11 protein-coding genes are annotated in these 17,431 nt (G+C 68.7%); 7 read left to right on the top strand and 4 right to left on the bottom strand.

Annotated elements, in window-relative coordinates:
• The first annotated feature begins 131 nt into the window (after positions 1 to 131).
• The 5 genes from SSP08S_RS17250 (at position 132) to SSP08S_RS17230 (ending at position 6,424) form a co-directional block, all read left to right on the top strand.
• Positions 132 to 686 carry a (2Fe-2S)-binding protein gene (locus SSP08S_RS17250; RefSeq protein WP_019068858.1) on the top strand — a complete coding sequence of 185 codons (555 nt, stop codon included), beginning with the start codon at positions 132 to 134 and terminating at the stop codon, positions 684 to 686.
• Positions 683 to 1,675 (top strand): FAD binding domain-containing protein, encoded by a 993-nt coding sequence (locus SSP08S_RS17245; RefSeq protein WP_019068857.1) that lies wholly within the window; start codon positions 683 to 685, stop codon positions 1,673 to 1,675. Before SSP08S_RS17250 ends, SSP08S_RS17245 begins: the two co-directional genes overlap by 4 nt.
• Entirely contained in the window at positions 1,672 to 3,840 is a 2,169-nt protein-coding gene (locus SSP08S_RS17240; protein ID WP_019068856.1) for a xanthine dehydrogenase family protein molybdopterin-binding subunit, read from the top strand. Before SSP08S_RS17245 ends, SSP08S_RS17240 begins: the two co-directional genes overlap by 4 nt.
• Positions 3,837 to 5,258, top strand: a complete 1,422-nt coding sequence (locus tag SSP08S_RS17235) for a protoporphyrinogen/coproporphyrinogen oxidase (RefSeq protein ID WP_078532442.1) — start codon at positions 3,837 to 3,839, stop codon at positions 5,256 to 5,258. Before SSP08S_RS17240 ends, SSP08S_RS17235 begins: the two co-directional genes overlap by 4 nt.
• A 125-nt stretch (positions 5,259 to 5,383) precedes the next feature.
• Positions 5,384 to 6,424, top strand: a complete 1,041-nt coding sequence (locus tag SSP08S_RS17230) for an Acg family FMN-binding oxidoreductase (protein WP_019068854.1) — start codon at positions 5,384 to 5,386, stop codon at positions 6,422 to 6,424.
• A 108-nt stretch (positions 6,425 to 6,532) separates the two neighbouring features.
• Here SSP08S_RS17230 and SSP08S_RS61730 read toward each other — a convergent pair whose 3' ends face one another.
• The 3 genes from SSP08S_RS61730 to SSP08S_RS17215 all read right to left on the bottom strand — a co-directional run bounded on the left by SSP08S_RS61730 (position 6,533) and on the right by SSP08S_RS17215 (position 13,497).
• The gene (locus tag SSP08S_RS61730; protein ID WP_019068853.1) at positions 6,533 to 7,372 is read right to left on the bottom strand and encodes a hypothetical protein; all 840 of its coding nucleotides are present in this window, start codon (positions 7,370 to 7,372) and stop codon (positions 6,533 to 6,535) included.
• Positions 7,369 to 11,988 (bottom strand): PDDEXK-like endonuclease domain-containing protein, encoded by a 4,620-nt coding sequence (locus tag SSP08S_RS17220; RefSeq protein ID WP_019068852.1) that lies wholly within the window; start codon positions 11,986 to 11,988, stop codon positions 7,369 to 7,371. The genes SSP08S_RS61730 and SSP08S_RS17220 overlap by 4 nt, the downstream gene beginning before the upstream one ends.
• Before the next feature lie 882 nt (positions 11,989 to 12,870).
• Positions 12,871 to 13,497 carry a TetR/AcrR family transcriptional regulator gene (locus tag SSP08S_RS17215; protein ID WP_019068851.1) on the bottom strand — a complete coding sequence of 209 codons (627 nt, stop codon included), beginning with the start codon at positions 13,495 to 13,497 and terminating at the stop codon, positions 12,871 to 12,873.
• A gap of 83 nt (positions 13,498 to 13,580) precedes the next feature.
• Here SSP08S_RS17215 and SSP08S_RS17210 point away from each other — a divergent pair, with 83 nt between their 5' ends.
• A complete protein-coding gene (locus SSP08S_RS17210) occupies positions 13,581 to 14,528 on the top strand; it encodes an aldo/keto reductase (protein ID WP_026178569.1) in 948 nt (315 codons plus the stop codon).
• A 78-nt stretch (positions 14,529 to 14,606) separates the two neighbouring features.
• On the opposite strand, the gene SSP08S_RS17205 is transcribed toward SSP08S_RS17210, so the two are convergent.
• Positions 14,607 to 15,494: a phytanoyl-CoA dioxygenase family protein gene (locus SSP08S_RS17205; RefSeq protein ID WP_019068849.1), complete on the bottom strand. Its 888-nt coding sequence runs from the start codon at positions 15,492 to 15,494 to the stop codon at positions 14,607 to 14,609.
• Between the two features lie 508 nt (positions 15,495 to 16,002).
• On the opposite strand from SSP08S_RS17205, the gene SSP08S_RS17200 reads away from it, so the two are divergent.
• Complete coding sequence (locus SSP08S_RS17200) at positions 16,003 to 17,385, top strand: amidohydrolase family protein (RefSeq protein WP_019068848.1); 1,383 nt, start codon at positions 16,003 to 16,005, stop codon at positions 17,383 to 17,385.
• The last annotated feature ends 46 nt before the right edge of the window (positions 17,386 to 17,431 follow it).

The raw sequence follows: 17,431 nt of genomic DNA, 5'->3' as shown, positions 1-17,431 counted from the left end.
TGAGCCGAAGGGCGCACCCGATGTGGAGCCGCCATGTCGTACATCTCGGTTTTCGTCATCTTTCAACCGGTCGCGTTTACCGGCTTCTGTCCTGACGTGAGAGAGAGCAGCGCATGACATCAACAACCAGCATGATCACGTTGAAGGTCAACGGTGAAAAACACGTCTTGCCCGTTGACCATCGCACGACCCTGCTCGACGCGCTGCGCGAGCGGTTGGACCTGACCGGGACCAAGAAGGGGTGCGACCAGGGTCAGTGCGGGGCGTGCACCGTCCTGCTCGACGGGCGGCGGGTGGTGTCCTGCCTGCAGCTCGCGATGGCGGCCGAGGACCGTGAGATCACCACGATCGAGGGGCTCGCGGAGGATGACCGGCTGCACCCGGTGCAGCAGGCGTTCCTCGATCTGGACGGATACCAGTGCGGTTACTGCACTCCGGGACAGATCTGCTCGGCTGTCGCGGTGCTCGCCGAGCATGCGGCGGGCTGGCCGAGCGCGGTGACCGGAGATGTGCGGCCGGAGGCGGGACAGCCGGAACTGACGGCGGAGGAAATACGGGAGCGAATGAGCGGCAACCTGTGCCGCTGCGGTGCGTACGTGGCGATCGTCGAGGCTGTCGCACGCGCGGCTGACGCCCCCGGCAAGGCATCTGCCGTGACAGCCCGGCCCGAGGGGGCGAGACGGTGAAGGAATTCCAGTACCAGCGCGCGGGAGATGTCCCGGGCGCTGTCGCGCTGCTCGCCGCCGACCCGGAAGCTCGCTTCCTGGGCGGTGGCACCAACCTCGTCGATCTCATGAAGTGCGGTGTCGAACGCCCCGCCCGGCTTGTCGACATCCGGCGGCTGCCCCTCGACCGGATCGAACCGTCCCGGGAAGGCGGGCTGCGGATCGGTGCGACTGTGACCAACAGCGATCTGGCTGCTCATGCTGAGGTCCGTAGCCGTTACCCGGCACTGGCACAGGCGGTGCTGGCCGGTGCCTCCGGGCAACTGCGCAACATGGCCACGGTCGGTGGCAACCTGCTCCAGCGCACGCGGTGCCCCTACTTCGCGGACCTGGCCAAGCCCTGCAACAAGCGTGCCCCGGGCAGCGGGTGTCCCGCCATCACGGGTGAACACCACAACCACGCGATCCTGGGCGCTTCAGACCATTGTGTCGCCACGCATCCCTCGGACATGGGTGTCGCGTTGACCGCTTTCGATGCGATCGTCCAGTACGAGACGGCCGAAGGGCCGGGCGAATTGCCGCTCACCGAGTTCTATCTCCCGGTCGGCGACAGCCCGCATCGGGAGACGGCTCTGCCACCAGGGGCACTGATCACCGGCGTGACGCTCCCGCCCGCCCGGGTGGCCGCCAACTCCCGTTACCGCAAGGTGCGCGAGCGGGCCTCGTACGCCTTCGCGATCGGCTCGATCGCCGCCGCGCTCGACGTTCGGGACGGCATCGTCCACGACGTGCGCCTGGCCTTCGGAGCAGTGGCATCGCGGCCGTGGCGTGCCCGGGCGGCCGAGCGGCTGCTGGTGGGCCGCCCGGCGGACGCCGAGGCCTTCGCCGCGGCAGCCGACGCCGAACTCGCCGCGGCGAGGCCGCTGGCCGGCAACGCGTACAAGGTGACGCTGATCCGCAACCTCGTGGTCTCCGAGCTCACCACCCTGGTCCAGGAGGGAACCCGATGACCGTCACCGCAGGAAAGGAAGCCACCCGCTCCGTCGGTACCGGGCTGACCCGTGTCGAAGGCCGGGAAAAGGTCACCGGAGCGGCCCGCTACGCGGCCGAAGTCCCCTTCCCCGACCTGGCCCACGGCTGGCTGGTGCTGTCCACCGCCGCTCGTGGCCGCATCCGTTCGGTGGAGACCGCTCCCGTTCTCGCAATGCCGGGTGTGCTGGAGGTCCTGCATCACGGTAACGCCCTGCCGGTGGACGCCGGCTTCGTCATTCCGCTCCTGGGCACCCCTCCGGACTCCCTCGTCGCTCTGTTCCAGGACGACCGGATTCCCTGCGCGGGCTGGCCGGCAGCACTGGTCGTCGCCGAGACCTCCGAACAGGCCAGGGAAGCCGCCGAAGCCCTCGTGGTGCACTACGAGACCGAGCCCCACGACATCCTGCTCTCCGGCGATCGCCCGGATGCCGTCGCGCTGGACAGCCAGGTGACCGGGCCGGGAGTGACGCTGAAGGGAGACCTGGAGGCCGAACTCGCGGCGTCGAGCTTCGTCGTGGACGCGCAGTACACCACTCCGCAGGAGCACCACAACCCGATGGAGCCGCACGCGGCCGTGGCCCGCTGGCACGAGGGCACCCTTGAGGTCGTCGACGCCAACCAGGGCAGCGGCTACATCGCACAGCTCCTCGCGCAGCTGTTCTCCCTCGACCCGGCCACCGTGCGGGTACGCGCCGAGCACGTCGGCGGCGGCTTCGGCGGCAAGGGGCAAATCAGCGTGCACCAGGTCGCCGCCGTGATGGCCGCGACCAAGCTGGAACGCCCCGTCCGCGTGGTCCTCACCCGCCGCCAGGTGTTCGCGCTGACGGGCTACCGCAGCGCCACCGTCCAGCGGGTCCGGCTCGGCGCCGACGCCGACGGGCGACTGCGGGCACTGAGCCACCGCTGCCTCGCCATGACCTCGACCACGTACGACTTCGCCGAGCCCACCACCGCCGTGGCCCGGGTGATGTACGACGCGGACGCTCACCACACCTCCAACGAGATCGTCCGGCTCGACGTGCCGACCCCCTCGTTCATGCGCTCACCAGGCGAGACACCCGGGGCGTTCGCCCTGGAGTGCGCCATGGACGAACTCGCGGAGAAGAGCGGCATCGACCCGATCGAGCTGCGTATCCGCAACGAGCCCGAACGCGGCCCGGTGTCCGGGCTGCCGTTCAGCAGCCGCAATGTGGTCGCCTGCTTCCAAGAGGGAGCGCGCCGGTTCGGGTGGAGCGAGCGCGACCCCCGTCCCGGCATACGCCGCGACGGGCGCTGGCTGATCGGCACGGGCACCGCGGCGGCCACCCACCTCGTGATGTCCGTGCCGTCCACGGCAGCCGTGACCGCGGAACCGGACGGGACCTTCACCGTCCGCATCGGGGCGTCCGACATCGGCACCGGCGCCCGGACCACGCTCACGATGATCGCCGCCGAGGCCCTCGACGTCGTACCGGACCGGGTACGGATCCATATCGGGGACAGCTCGCTTCCCCCGGCGGTCATCGCGCTCGGTTCGACCGGGACGCGGTCCTGGGGCTGGGCGATCAAGATCGCGGTCGACGAGCTGCGGAACATGCTCATCCCCGGTATGACCATCCCGCCCGAGGGAATCACGGCCAGGTCGGACACCACCGCCGCCGTCGTCGGCCTCATGCAGAACGCGCCGAAGGAACGGCACACGTACGGAGCCCACTTCGCCGAGGCCGCGGTGGACACCACCACAGGCGAAGTGCGGGTGCGGCGCATGCTCGGCGTCTTCGCCGCCGGCCCGATCGTCAACCCCCTGACGGCCCGCTCCCAGCTCACCGGCGGCATGATCTGGGGCATCTCCATGGCCCTGCACGAAGAGGCGGTCCTGGACGAGGTCACGGGTGGGATCGTCGGAGCGGACCTCGCCAGCTATCACATCGCCGCACACGCCGACGTGCCCAAGGTGGAAGCGACGTGGGTGGAAGAACCGCCAGACCCTGACGACCCGGTCGGGCTCAAGGGCATCGGCGAACTCGGGAACGTGGGACCGGCCGCGGCGATCGCCAACGCCGTCTGGCACGCGACCGGTGTACGCCACCGTCACCTGCCCATCCGCCCCGACCGAGTGCTGTCCGCGCTCAGCGACACCGTACGAGGAAAGGCGACACGATGAACACCTCTGAGCAGTCTCCTGGTAAGGCGACGGACAACGCGCCTCCTCTCGTGTACGACTCGGATGTTGTGGTCGTCGGGGGAGGAATCGCCGGTCTTGCAGCAGCCTTTCGCCTTCATCAGCAGGGCTGGAGTGTGACTGTTCTCGAAGCGGCGGAGTCGGTCGGCGGAAGGATGTCCAGCATCGAGCGCGACGGATTCGTGCTCAACCGAGGGGCGACGATTCTGCCGGCATCCTTCACCAACATCCTTCAGTTGACCGAGGACTCCGGCCTCGGGAAACCGTTCAAGCCACTCGCTGTTACCGTGGGCATGCCGCGGGACGGACGTATGCGTTTTCTCGTCCGCCGGGGTGGTCTGGGTGGAGTCCTCGACCTTGTCGGGACCGATCTACTCTCGTTCCGCAGCAAAATGTTGATGCCTCGTCTCGCCGTGGACGTGCTGCGCTGGCGCCGCCGATTGGCAGGTGACAAGACCTACCAGGCGGCAGCAAGACTCGACAACGAGACCGTTGCCTCGTACGCGCTTCGCAGACTCAACCAAGAGATTCTCGACTACGTGCTGGATCCTTTCCTCCGCGCCCTCTACCTCGGGGAAACGGCCGACATGTCAGTCGTTGACCTCTTTCTCTCGCTGAGCAAGCTCGGCGGCGGGCCACTGGAATATCCGAGCGGCATCAATTTCCTGCCCGAACGGCTGGCATCCTTCGTCGATGTGCGCACCGGAGCCGTCGCCCGGGACGTCCGGCATGTCTCCGGCGGCGTTCGCACCGTATGGCGGGACAGCGATGGTGAGCACACGCTCACCACCCGCGGCGCCGTTCTCGCCATGAACGGACAGGACCTGCTGCCGGTCTACCGCGACCTGTCCGACCGGCAGCGCGAACTGATCGGCTCCGTGCGCCACAAGAGCGTGCTCAAGGGAATCTTCGCCCTGCGCCGCCTGCCGGCGGATGTGCCGACCCTCATTCCCGTGCCCCGCGCCGCCGGCCTGGGCCTGGCCATCACCGTGGTCGACTCCCACTCGATGCCCGATTCCGTTCCGCCGGGCAAGGCCGTGATCTCCGGTCACTGGGTGAGCGAACACAGCAAGGAAGTACTTGAACGCCCTGACGAAGAGTTGCTTCCCGAAATGATTCGGGAGATGGAGACGGTCATTCCTGGGCTTTCCGCGGAGTTGGAGTTCGCCCATATCGTACGGTGGGGATTCGCGACGAACTCAAGATACCGCGGGTTCTACGACACGGTGGCAAACATTCGCCGCACTCTGGCTCCGGACGATGCCATTCAGCTCGCCGGCGAGTACCTCGCGCTCTCCGGGACCGCCAACTCTGTTGAGAATGGCGAACGTGCGGCAGCCAACCTTGATGAACGCCTGCATTCGCTGTACGGATCACCGAAGAACCCTTCGAATCTGTAAATCGGTCTGGACCTGAAACAGAACGCGACGTCGGTAAGAGTGATCAAACGTGCCGAGTCGAAAGCCGTTCACAGATTGACTATGCGTCAGGAGCGGCTGTTTCCCATCGGCAGGAGAAGACAGACATGACAAAGATGACCTTCCCCGAGTGGGCCCCGCAGCGGACCGGGTTCCCGACGAGCGACCGGGCCGCGCAGATCAGATTTCTGCTGCGTTTCGCGATTCTCGCGCCGTCGGGCCACAACGCCCAGCCGTGGAGATACGAGATCGATCACGAGTCCGGGTCACTGCTCATCAACCTCGAGTGGTCGCGGGTCCTGCGGGTGTCGGACCCGAACGACCGCATCACCTTCATGGCCCTGGGCACAACGGCCCGCAACTTCGTCCGTGCGGCCGAATGCTATGGGCTTACTGCGGACGCGCAGATCGTCGGGGAGGGCACCGAGTCATACGTGAGGGTTACGCTCACCGACGCCCGGGATGACGCCGAGCCGTCGACCGACTGGATCGATGCCATCACGCGCAGGATCTCCAACCGATCCAACTTCTACAAAGAGGAACTGAGCGAGCCGCTGAAGGCCCGGCTCACGGACTTCGAGGTCGCGGGCGTCGAAGTCCGCACCTACACCTCGGCGGACGACAAGCGGGCCCTCGCGCACCTCACCTCGATCAGCTCAAAGAAGCTCATCAACTCGAAGACCTTCCGCGGCGAGCTCGCTCAGCACGTCCACCCGAACACGACGACGAAGCGCACGGGGATGCCGGCGTCGGGGCAGGGGATTCCTGGGCCCATTTCGCCTCTCGCGCCGTTCGTCGTGCGCCACGCGAAGATCGGAACCTGGTTCTCGATCAAGGACCGCAAACAGCTCACCGACGCGCCGATGATTGTCGTCCTCATCACCCCGGGCGACGCTCCGCACGACTGGATCCGGGCCGGCATGGCACACGAGGAGCTGTTCCTGAGGACGACATCCGAGCGGCTCGCGCTCGACACCTTCGCAGCCGCGACGTGCGACGACGACTCGCGGGCGAGGCTGGCAAAGCGTCTGGAGGTGGACGGCTACCCCCAGATCCTGGTCAGGACCGGACGTGCGAAGAAGCAGAACAGGCCCCACACCCCGCGGCTCCGCATCGATGACGTCTTCACAGAGGCTCCCGCCGTGTAGAGAGCCGGCGAGTCTGCTCAGCCAAACTCAGACACAGCCATCGGGTACCTCTCTGTGCTGCGTGGGTGACCGTTGCAGGGGCGGCGATCGCCGCCCCTGCATGGCGCATCAACTGGGCCGGGTGGCGGCGAGGTCGTTGAGGGCGCCGTTCACGACGTACCAGGAGACATTGAGGGTGTCGCGGTCGGGTGTGTGGGCTTCGCGGAATTCGCGGTGGGGGTGGACGAAGTTGCGGTAGTCCCGCAGGGCGTGGCTGAAGTTCGTCACGTCCGCGTCGATCCAGCGTGCCTTGTAGCAGATGTCGATCAGTTCTCCGAGGTTGATGTTGTTGGGGCCTTTCCTGCCGAGCAGGGTGGCGTCGCGTTCCTGGACCGCGGTGAGCAGGACGCCTTCGAGGAGGCTGCCGAGCATGATGACGGCGGCGACGTGGGCGCCGTTGGCGAAGCAGGTGCGTGCCTCGTCCAGGCGGCGTTGGAGCAGTGTGGCCATGCGCTCGTCGGCGATGATGTCGGCCATGGTGGCCTTGAGTTCGACCGGGGCGTGCTGGCCGGGGTGGGCGAGTGCGGGGTCGCAGGGCACGAGGCGTGGTCGGCCGCCGGGGTTCTCGAGACGGAGACCTTCGTGGACGAGGAAGGTGTTGACGGCCGCGAGGACCTTGGGGAGCTGGTCGGGTTCGTCGTAGTACTCGCGGGCGTCGGCCAGGCGGAGCAGAACCTTCTCCAGTTCGCTGGGCTGTGTGCGGCGTTCCAGGAGGCGGTCGAGCGTCCACTCGGCGCGGGATTCCCCGTCGATATCCGGTACGTCGCGCCAGCCGGCGTTCTGCAGGAAGTGGGCGATCTCGAAGGCTCTGCGGTAGAAGAGGTGGTCGTCGCCGCAGATGACGCGGGCGAGTTCCTTGAGGGTGTTGGTGTCGAGCGGGGCCGACATGGCCCCCTGGGTCTGTGTCATGCGGAGACCTCCAGGCCGTCGTCGCCGTCCGTGTGGTTGTCGTCCATGCCTGTCGCGTCCTGCTCGCTGGAGGTGTCCGCTTCGTCGGCCTCGGTGTCGTCGGTTGCGTCCGGAAGGGCGAGTGGCGTCCACGGAGCGCTGGTCGTGGGTGCGGCCGGGGTGGAGGAGTAGTCGGCCGGGCGGATGTCCAGGCGGTCGAGTTCGTCCCACAGGCCGTTCAGTGCCTCTTCCGGGTCGAAGCGGAACTCGCTCTCCCGTACGCGCCAGAAGCGCCAGCCCACCCGGCGCAGTTCGCGGTCACGCTGGTGGTCGCGGTCGATCTGCTCGCGTGTGGTGTGGTGGAAGTACTCCCCGTCGCACTCCACGGCGAGTCGTCCTCGGGCGCCGACGACGACCAGGTCGATGCTCTTCGTACCGGCGGGGTACTGGGGCAGGACGTGGTAGCCGCGTTCCTTGATCTGCAGATAGACCTGCTGCTCGAACAGGGACTGGAACGGCTGGGTGGGCACGTCGGGGCGGACCGGGCCGATGTCATGGGCCAAGGCCAGTGCCGCGGGCGGGTTGTCCATGTAGGTGAGGAGGTTGAGCCGCAGGTCGTTCGTCCTGAGGCGGTCGTGCGGCACGGAGTGGAAGAGCCACATCTGGTCCTGGGCCCGGCTGGCGGCGACGTTGTAGGCCTGCTGTTCGGGGCGGGAACCGCCGGCGATACGCGGTGGATCGGTGACGACCATCGACAGCAGGATGACGTGCCGTTCGTCGCCCTGGAACGATGCGGCGTTGCCGACCCGGATGCGGTGGTGCTCGCGGGCGGTCGGCGAGATCCGCTTCTCGATCAGGTTCTGCAGGAATTTGGTCTGCCCGAAGCCCTGCAACACGATCACGCCAATGGTCTTGTCCTGGTAGACCGCATCGGCCGTCATCCGTTCCAGGGTCTCGACGATGGCTTCGGCTTCCTTGGGGTTGTGGATGCGGCCTTCCCTGCCGACGGTCGCGGCGTCCTCGACGAAGGTGGTGCGCAGGGGTTCGAGGCGTTCGCCGCCGTACTGGCGCAGGGGCAGCAGCTTGTTGTCGTAGAAGGTGCTGGACGACCAGTTGATGATCTCCGGGACGCAGCGGAAGTGCTCGTCGAGCCGGATCACCTCGGGGAAGAAGGTGGTCAGCAGGCCGTAGAGGTTGGTGTGGGGCATGTACAGCTCGCGCAGGCCGGTGGGCATGTCGGGCAGGTGGGCCGCGAGTTTGTCGCGGATCGCCTGGTGGCGGCCCTTGCCAGAGAGCGGAGGGGCGCACTGTTTGTCGTCGCCGACGACAATCACCCGCGGAGCCAGCCACAGCAGGAACAGGGCGTCCATGCCGGCCTGGCTCGCCTCGTCGACGATCACGACGTCGAACGAGTGGCGCTGGGCCTGGATCATCTCGGCGACCTGAGCGATCGGCATGACCCAGGCGGGCACCGCGCCCTGCGCCACGGTCATCCGTTCGCGGGCGGCGGCCCGGAAGTGCCCGGCACTTCGTCCCTTGCCGCGTCCGACGGACGCCATGTGGGTGCGGTATGCCTGAAGGGCCGACTTCTGTTCCTGTGTCATGTTCTGGCGGCAGTGCAACCGGCCCCAGGCCGCGGCGAGTTCACCGGTCACCTCCTCCAGGCGTGTTTCCTGTTCGGTCAGCTGGGCATCGAGCTTGTGTTCCAGGCCGGGCGTACGTCGTACGGTGATGAACTGGGCGGCCTTGCCCCAGGCCCAGGCGCGTTCCAGCGCCGCCAGGCGGTGATCCCACGCGGGATCGTGGGCCTCGTCCAGCAGACGACCTGCCAGGAGCGGGTGCGCGGCGCGCAGGGTGTTGAGGAGCTGGGCGCACTGCCGTCGGTTCGCGTCCTGCCGGTGCGCCAATTCCAAGGCCTCGACAGCCTTGGCGTAGGCGTCGAGGTCCTGGTCGCGCAGGGCCGTGACGAGCGCCCGGGCCTCTTCTGATGGATGCTCGCCAGCCGGCGTGGCGCTCAGGTCCGCGTCCCAGCGGGCGAGTTGGGCGAGCGCGTCGTCGGCGGCGCGGCGCCCGGACAGCGCGGTCATCGCGAGCACCAGGTCCTGCCACGTCTCCCGGGTGGTGAGCAGCAGGCGCACACCTTGCCGGACCAGGAGCGCGTCGACGTTCTCGCGCGCCCGGGCGAATGCGGCGATGTGCTGCAACTGGGCCGTGCGGCCGTCGAGTTCGGCGAGCTGCACCTCGATGTCGGCGTTGGGGAGCGGGGCTCCGGCCTGCTGCCAGCGCACGGCCACCGCGTCCAGCGCGATATGGGCGCGCAACCGGGCCAGAACGTGGTCGAGGTCCTCGACCGTGCGTGGGGCGCGGCCGTCGATGGTGCACAGGGTGAGGATCTCGTGGGCGTTCTTCTGCGCGCGCGAGGCCAGAGGCTGCATCCGTTCGCGCACGGGGCGGCCGCCCTTGGCCTCCAGATGATCGCGTAACGCCTGGCCAGTGGTGACCATGCGCCCGGCTTGGTCAGCGTCCAGGTCCTGCGGCAGGCGGATGGGCCGCAGCCCGGACGCTTCCATGGAGCGCCGGGCTGCGGAGATCTCCGTGGTGGTGGCGGCGACGCGGTCCCACAGGGCGAGGTCGGTGCGAGCCAGGCGCTGGGTGAGTGCGCGGGTGATCCAGGAGTCGTTGCCCCAGCGGGTGGTGTCAGCGGTGAGACCGAGGTGGTGCAGGGAGGTGGCGGCACTCTCCAGGAGGAGAGTGACCTCGTCGGTGATCTCAGGGGCGAGCGTGGCGAGTTCATTGCGCAGCTTCACCGTCTGCGGCGTAAGCCCCTCGTCGGTGAGGCGGCTTGCGGCGAACGTGTTTGCCACCTCGTGCGCGGAAGGCACCTGCTCCAGCGCGGGCAGCGCGCCGCCGGACCGCGGTTCGCCCGCGCCGTCGCGCAGCAACAGCATTAGTTCCTGAGCCTGTTCGGCGGTGAGGGGCGGTGCGGTCGTGGCGCCCTCGGGCAGTGCTCCGATCCAGCCGTTCGCCTCTGCCTGGTCCTGGACCCGTTGCACGATCTGGGCGAGTGTCCCGTCGTAGCCGGGGGCGACAGCGCGGTGCCGGTACTCCTCCTCCCGCAGTGAGAGCACCTGTTCGGTGAGGGTGTTGATCCGGCCGCGGGTGTCCAGGCGCAACCTGCTGAGCCGCTCGATCTCGCCGTGCAGCGTCTCGGTGTCGGCGCCGGCCACCTGTTCGGTGAGCGCGGTGACGGTGCGGTCCAGCTCACTCGTGCCGTCCTGACGGGTGGAACTCAGCAGCAGCACGCACAGGTCACGAACGGCAGGCGGCAGCTTGTCGCGCAGCACCGTCAAGGGCTGGTCCCTCGCGCTGGTCACCAGGACGCGCTGGCCCTGCGCGAGCAGGGCAGACAACAGGTTGGCGATCGTGTGCGTCTTGCCCGTGCCCGGCGGACCCTGCACTACGACTCCGGTCTCCTTCTCCAGGCGCCGTAGCACGCTGCGTTGCTGTTCGTTCGTCTTGCCGGGGAAGAGCGGGTCGTCCCCGAACAACGGGGCCCGGTCCATCCCGCGACCGTCCCACGCCGCACGCTCGGCCGGGTCGGGGTTCATCACCATCTGGGCGAGCCCGAGCGGCGCGTGTCCCTCGGCCACGATGGCGTCGGCGATCTGGCTGTACACGCGCAGCAGAGCGTTGAGGTTCCGGGGCCGCAGCACCAGGGCCGGGGCATACGTCAGGCGTGCTGCGGGCTCCGGCGCCTGCGGCGGTTGCCAGCGTGCGCTGAAGGCGATGCGCTGCTCGGTGGCCCGCTCCTGCCACTGCGACAGCAGCTCCAGCGCGTCAGGGTGCAACGGGTGCGTCGACCGTGCGGCGATCTCCTCCGCCAGAGCCGCGCCCCGCTCCCGTACCCAGCCGTCACCGGTGTCCAGAAAGTCCTGGTCCTCCAGACGCAGAGCGCCCTCCGCGGACAGCCGCACGGTCACCCGTGCCGTACGGCGGTCCACGGATGTCTCGAGCCGCTGGGTGAGCAGATGCCGGTGCACCGTGTCCGCGTCCGGCTGGCTCCACGTCAACAGGCCGACCGCAAGCACGAGTTCGGTCCGGTCGTCCTCCAGGGCCAGCCGCTGGTGCCAGGCGTAGACCTTGTCGTACAGCGCGCGCAGCGGACGCTCGCGCCGCTCCCGCTCGGCCCACTTGCGCCACCGGTCCAGCCAGGGCCCGTACGCCCGCTGCACCTCGCCGGCCTCGTCGCGCGACACGGTGGCGCCGTCGTCCTCCGCCGTGGCGCCGCTGAGGGCCGGCAGGTGACTGCGCCCCGGTCCGTGCTCGGCCAATGGCGGGTCGATCCCGTCCGCGTCCATGCACAGCAGCGGGTCGACCCATCCGTCGAGTACCTCAGGCAACTCTGGCGGCGTGGACTGCGATACGTGGTCCAGCCGAAGGATCATTCCGTCGTCGCGCGGCGTGGGCCTGCTCACCTGCTCAGGCAGGTCGGCCAGCCACAGCCGCTCCCGCTCCCGGCTCCGGTCGTCGCGCTGCCGTTGATGGCTGCTGTGCACCATGTCCCGCAGGAAGTTCACAAGGCCGGTGGTCTGTGCGACGACATCGGGGTGGGCGGCGTGGCGTCGTTCAGCGTTCACTCTTCTCCTCCCGGTCGCTGACGAACGTTCCAGGATGAGGGGCGCCCCGGCGTGCGATGACGCGCTTCGATGAAGATGGCCTGATCGCCTCCACGGAAGGGATGTGGGCGGCAAAGAGCAGGCGTGCCACATCAGTTCGAGAAGGTGGTTGCGGCACCAGGTTGAAGCGCTTCGATCGTGGCGAGCAGGGTGTATCGCCTGTGTGCCGCCGCCGGGACTCTCGTTCAAGGCGCTTGGCGTGAAATCGGCTGATTCCCGGAACAGTGGGCACAGGACGCCCGCCCGTCCGACGGCGGTCATGACAAGGGGCTCTGATCAATAGTTCCGGCGGCGATATGGGTGCGCGGCTGGCTGAACGAACTGTTCACAGCCGAGTACTTCACTGACCGGTTATCCCGGCCGACGGGCGGCTTGACCTGTCGCCGGCCCGTCTCACGATGGTCTCGGTGCTGCTGCGCAGTACGCGGAGAACCCCACCGGCCGGCAGGCCGCCGAGTCCGTGCGATGCCGACTGGACCGGAAGTACCGCCTCAGCCTGAAGCTGGATGCCCCGGGCTCCGACTGCTCGCTGCTCGGCGACTTCCGGCGACCGCATGGCCGAGGGGGACCGCGCCGCCCCGGCTGCTTGCCGTGATAGTTGACCGCCTCGCGTCCGCGGACCTGCTCAAGCGGCACGCTCGGCTACGTACCGATGCACTCACTTGCTCGCCGCGGTCCGTCGACTCAACCGCGGCGAACTGGTCGCCGAAATCCTGCGGTTGACCCCGGGTGAACTCGCGGCGTAAGCCGAGGCCTGGTTTGCCGAGCTCATCACGCCACGGTGGGCCGACCGCGACGGCCTGCCGGTCCGCTTCGACCGGCTGCCTCGAATGGGGTGGACCCTCACCCCGCAGCACCGCTCCCCCGTGGCCTGAGCGCGTCACAGACGAGGTCGAGCAGGCGATCGACCTGCTCCCTGGGGGCGTCGGCCGCGATGGCGAAAAAGACGCCGACGAGCATCGCGGTGACGTCGTCGGGGTCGACGTCCGGCCGGAGGACGCCGGCCGCGGCGCCCCGCTCCAGGAACTCGGCGATCGCCGCGGTGACGCGCTCCCGCGAGGGAGGTGCGATACGTCCGGCAGCGAACCCTGCCCGCAGTGTTTCCATCATCCCGTGCTTGGTGGCAACAAAGGTGGCATAGCGGCCCATCCAGGCCCGGAACGCGACATCGGCAGGGTGCTGTGCCAGCAGGGCGGAGACACTCGCCGTGACGTCTGCCAATTCGCTTGCGTAGACGGCGTCAACGAGGCTTTCGCGGGTGGGGAAGTGGCGGTACAGGGTCCCGATCCCGACTCCGGCCTGGCGGGCGATCGCCTCCAGCGCGACGGGACCGTCGGCCGCCGCGAAGGCGGCCTGGGCGGTGGCGATGAGCTTTTCGCGGTTGCGCTGCGCATCGCGGCGGGTCGGCCGACCGCCGACATCGGACGTTCCGCCCGACTTGCGGGCCGGTGACGCTTCGGGCGGACTCAAAACGGAGGCTCCTCCGGTAGTGCTACGGTGAACGTAACGGAGACTCCTCCGCTTTCGTCATTTTCCCATGAGAGCAGGTAGCCATGACGTCCGCAGGCACCCCCTCCTCCGAAGCCGCTCCTGCCGGAGCCTCGCGCCCCGGTGGCATTGGTTCGCTGGCCGGTCGTACCGTGTCGCGCGTCGGGTATGGCGCGATGCAGCTGGCGCGTCTACAGGGCGACCGCAGCGCCGCCGTCACCCTCGTCCGCCAGGCGATCGACCTCGGCGTCGACCACGTGGACACTGCCCAGTTCTACGGCAACGGCTTTGTCAACGACGTACTCCGCGAAGCGCTTCACGGTCAGGACGACGTCCTGACCGTGAGCAAGGTCGGCGCCACCGCCGACCCCGACGGCCCGGTGCCGGTGCGTCTGGCGCAGCGGCCCGAGGAGCTGCGGGCCGAGATCGAGACCGAGCTCGCCACGCTCCAGCGGGAGCAGATCCCGGTGGTGAACCTCCGTCGCGTGGATGGGGGTCACACGGGGGTCCCCGTCCCGGACGACCAGATCGTCGACCTCGACGACCAGCTCGCGGAAATGATCGCGTTGCGCGAGGAGGGCAAGATAGGTGCGATCGGGCTGAGCAGCGTGACGCTGGACGTTCTGCGCCGCGGCCTGCCCGCGGGCATCGTCTGTGTGCAGAACCCCTACAGCCTCGTGTCGCGCGAGGACGAAGACATGGCCCAGTTCTGCGCGGACGAGGAGATCGCCTGGGTGCCGTACTTCCCCCTCGGCGGCGCGTTCCCGGGTCGACCGAAGGTGACCGACGAGCCGGCTGTGCTCGCCGCGGCCGAGAAGCTGGGGTGCGCCCCGGCGCAGGTCGGCCTGGCCTGGCTGCTGCACCGATCCCCCAACGTACTGCTCATCCCGGGCACCACCGACACCAGCCATCTCGTAGCGAACCTGGCGGCGGGCGCGATCACCCTGGACGAGGAGACTCTCGCCGCCCTCGACGCGATCCCGACACGCCCGGCCGCCGCGCCGGGCCACTGACGCAGCACCGGTTCCACCACGCCACCGCCACTCGATCCGCCGCCGGCCATTCCGGTCGGACACCAAGAGGGACCGCGCTCAGGACGAGCCGTCGAGCAGGCGCTTGGGGTGCATGCCGTCGACCATCCCGAGGAAGGGCGGATGGATGCTGTAGCCGAGCATCCGGCGGATGTCCTCGGTCACCGCTCGCACAGTGTCCCTGGTGGTGGAAAGGGTGAACGCCTCCTGCGGCCTGAGCCATGGCTCACAGTACTGGGCCGTGACGGCCAGTCGAGCGCGGTCGGAGGCGTTGGCGCCGCCTCCGTGCCACAGAGTGCCGACGAAGAAGACGCATGAGCCGGGTGACATAACGGCCTTCACTCGGGCGTCGCCGTCCTCCGGCCGACGGTCACCCCAGAGCTGGCTTCCCGGCAGGACCACGGTGGCTCCGTTGTCCTCCGTGAAGGCGTCGATCGCCCATACCGTGGCCGCGCTCAGCGGCGGCCGGGGACGGGGAATGGGGTACATGCCGTCGTCGGGGTGCAGAAGTTGGGGGTTCTCCCCGGGGAGGATATTGATGACCTGGAGCTGTGAGAGCAGGTAGTTCGGCATGAGCAGCCGGTCCAGAAGGGCCAGCACGCGCGGATGGTCGACCAGCCGGTCACAGGCCCGGGTCTTGTCGAGGACGCTGTAGAGGCGCTGCGTCAGCCGGCCCTCGAAGGTGTTACGGCCGGTCCTGTCCAGCAGAGGCGTCACGGCCGCCCGGATGTCCTGGCACTCCGCTTCGGTGAGCAAGTTGTCCAGGATGACGTATCCGTCCCGTCGCAGGGCGGCGAAGTCGGCATCGACCACGGCTTCAGGGACTGCGGTTCCACTGCTTTCCGTCGCCTTGTGCCGCCGAGCCAGGTCGGCGTGCAGGCCGTCGAGCGAGTCGATGGTGCCCACAGGGCTGTGGCCGGGTTCGGGCAGGTGGGGCGAGTGAGACATGGTGTCGTGCTCCTCGATGGGGAGGGCGGCTCAGCCGGGTCCACAAGCCCCAGGGGGCTGACCCGTTACGCCTGACGGTTGTAGTTGTCATGAACCAAACATGTCCTGCAGCCCGCACCGAGTGCGCCCGCCCGAGGTCACACCCCCAGGGCCATCTACGCCCGGTCCGAGCTCATGCGCATGATCTCGATGTCGACCCTGCCGAGCCTGCGTTCCTCGACCATTCCGTCTCGGCGGGTTCACGGCACCGAGCAAAGCGGACAACTGTCCACTACCAGGAACGATACCCGGCCCCCCGCTTGAACGGCAAGCGCGCCCCACGCGAGAAGCTCAATTCCTTCACTCTTGCCAACCGGACAGTCGTCCGGTACGTTCTCCCCAGCTACCGGACGACTGTCCGCTTAGCTTCATCCGTGACGTCCAGGCCAGCGGACGGCGCCCCAAGGCAGCGCCGCCGCAAGCGACGTCCCCCTCCCCCGCCAACGTCCCCAGACAACGGAGTTCCACCATGCATCTGCCTCGCCGAACCGTCCTGACGGGGGCAGCCGCCGCGGCCGCCGCCCTCTCGTCATCACCGGCGATCGCGGCACCCTCCAGGAGTCGGCACACCGGCCCGGCGCACCTGTCGAACACCCGCATCCTGCTGCGCAACGGTCATGTGATCGACACCGAGCCTCAGCCGGTCGCCCACGCCGGTACCGACGTCCTGATCGAGAGAGGCCGGATCACCGCCGTCGGCCGCAACCTCCGCGCGGGCGGCGCCACCGTCATCGACGCCACCGACCGGATCGTGCTTCCGGGCTTCGTCGACACCCACCGCCACGTGTGGCTGTCGGCGCTGCGCACCTCGACCGTGGGCCTCGACCTCAACGCCTACCTCGGCGTCCTGGGCCAGTACGGCCCGCGGCTGCGCCCCCAGGACATGTACAACGCGACCCTGGCCGGCCTGCTGGAGAGCCTCAACTCCGGGGTCACCACCCAGCTCGACTACAACCACGGCCTGTACTCGCCCGACCATGCCGACGCGGCCCTCGACGCAATGCAGGCGGCAGGTCTGCGCGCGGTGTTCGCCTACGGCGCCCCGATCGGACCGGCCGCCGACCTCGCGGATGTCCGCAGGGTCCGCACCAAGCGCCTGTCTGACGACAAGGCACTCGTCACCATGGCCTACGGTCCGCTCGGCCCTTCCTTCACACCGATCCAGACGGTGATCGAGGAATGGCGTATGGCGGACGAACTGGGCCTCCCCCTGACCTTCCACGTCAGCGCCGGCCCCGTCACGCAGACGCCCATCGCCGCACTGAAGGAGCGCGGTCTGCTGCGCCCCAACACGCTCTACGTGCACGGCAATTCGCTCTCCGACAGCGAGATCAAGCTGATCAGCGACTCGGGCGGCAAGGCCGCCGCCGCGCCCAGCTCCGAGGCCGGGATGCGCGTCGGCGCGCCCGTCTCCAGCCGCTTCCAGCGCCTCGGTGTCACCGCTGGCCTCGGCGTCGACGCGGTGTCCTCCGTCCCCGGCGACATGTTCTCCCTCATGCGGGCGGCGCTGCTCGCCAGCCAGGTCACCGACGACGCCCCGCTGACCGCCAAGGACGTCCTGCGGATGGCCACGATCGACGGCGCCTCCGCGCTGGGGCTCGACGACCGGATCGGTTCGCTGCGCCCCGGCAAGCAGGCCGATGTCGTCCTGCTCCGCCTGGAGGACCTCGACATGCTCACCGCCGAACGCGATCCGATCGCGGCCGTGGTCCAGTCGGCGAACCCGCAGAACGTGGACACGGTCATCGTCGCGGGACGGGTGATGAAGTCCGCGGGTCGGCTGCTCCACGCCGACCTCCGCCGCACCGCCCGGGCCCTGCGCTCCACGGCGGCCACGATCAGCGGCAACTGACCCTGCCTCCGACTGTTGGCCGCCCCCGAAACGGGACGTCGATCGC

The sequence above is a fragment of the Streptomyces hokutonensis genome, from assembly GCF_000376565.1.
Lineage (GTDB): Bacteria > Actinomycetota > Actinomycetes > Streptomycetales > Streptomycetaceae > Streptomyces > Streptomyces hokutonensis.
This window is presented reverse-complemented; position numbering and strand designations above follow the sequence as displayed.

Coding starts and splice junctions, on each gene's coding strand:
- SSP08S_RS17230 (WP_019068854.1), top strand. CDS start 5,384: ATGACAAAGATGACCTTCCCCGAGTGGGCCCCGCAGCGGACCGGGTTC.
- SSP08S_RS17250 (WP_019068858.1), top strand. CDS start 132: ATGATCACGTTGAAGGTCAACGGTGAAAAACACGTCTTGCCCGTTGAC.
- SSP08S_RS17240 (WP_019068856.1), top strand. CDS start 1,672: ATGACCGTCACCGCAGGAAAGGAAGCCACCCGCTCCGTCGGTACCGGG.
- SSP08S_RS17200 (WP_019068848.1), top strand. CDS start 16,003: ATGCATCTGCCTCGCCGAACCGTCCTGACGGGGGCAGCCGCCGCGGCC.
- SSP08S_RS61730 (WP_019068853.1), bottom strand. CDS start 7,372: ATGACACAGACCCAGGGGGCCATGTCGGCCCCGCTCGACACCAACACC.
- SSP08S_RS17235 (WP_078532442.1), top strand. CDS start 3,837: ATGAACACCTCTGAGCAGTCTCCTGGTAAGGCGACGGACAACGCGCCT.
- SSP08S_RS17210 (WP_026178569.1), top strand. CDS start 13,581: ATGACGTCCGCAGGCACCCCCTCCTCCGAAGCCGCTCCTGCCGGAGCC.
- SSP08S_RS17205 (WP_019068849.1), bottom strand. CDS start 15,494: ATGTCTCACTCGCCCCACCTGCCCGAACCCGGCCACAGCCCTGTGGGC.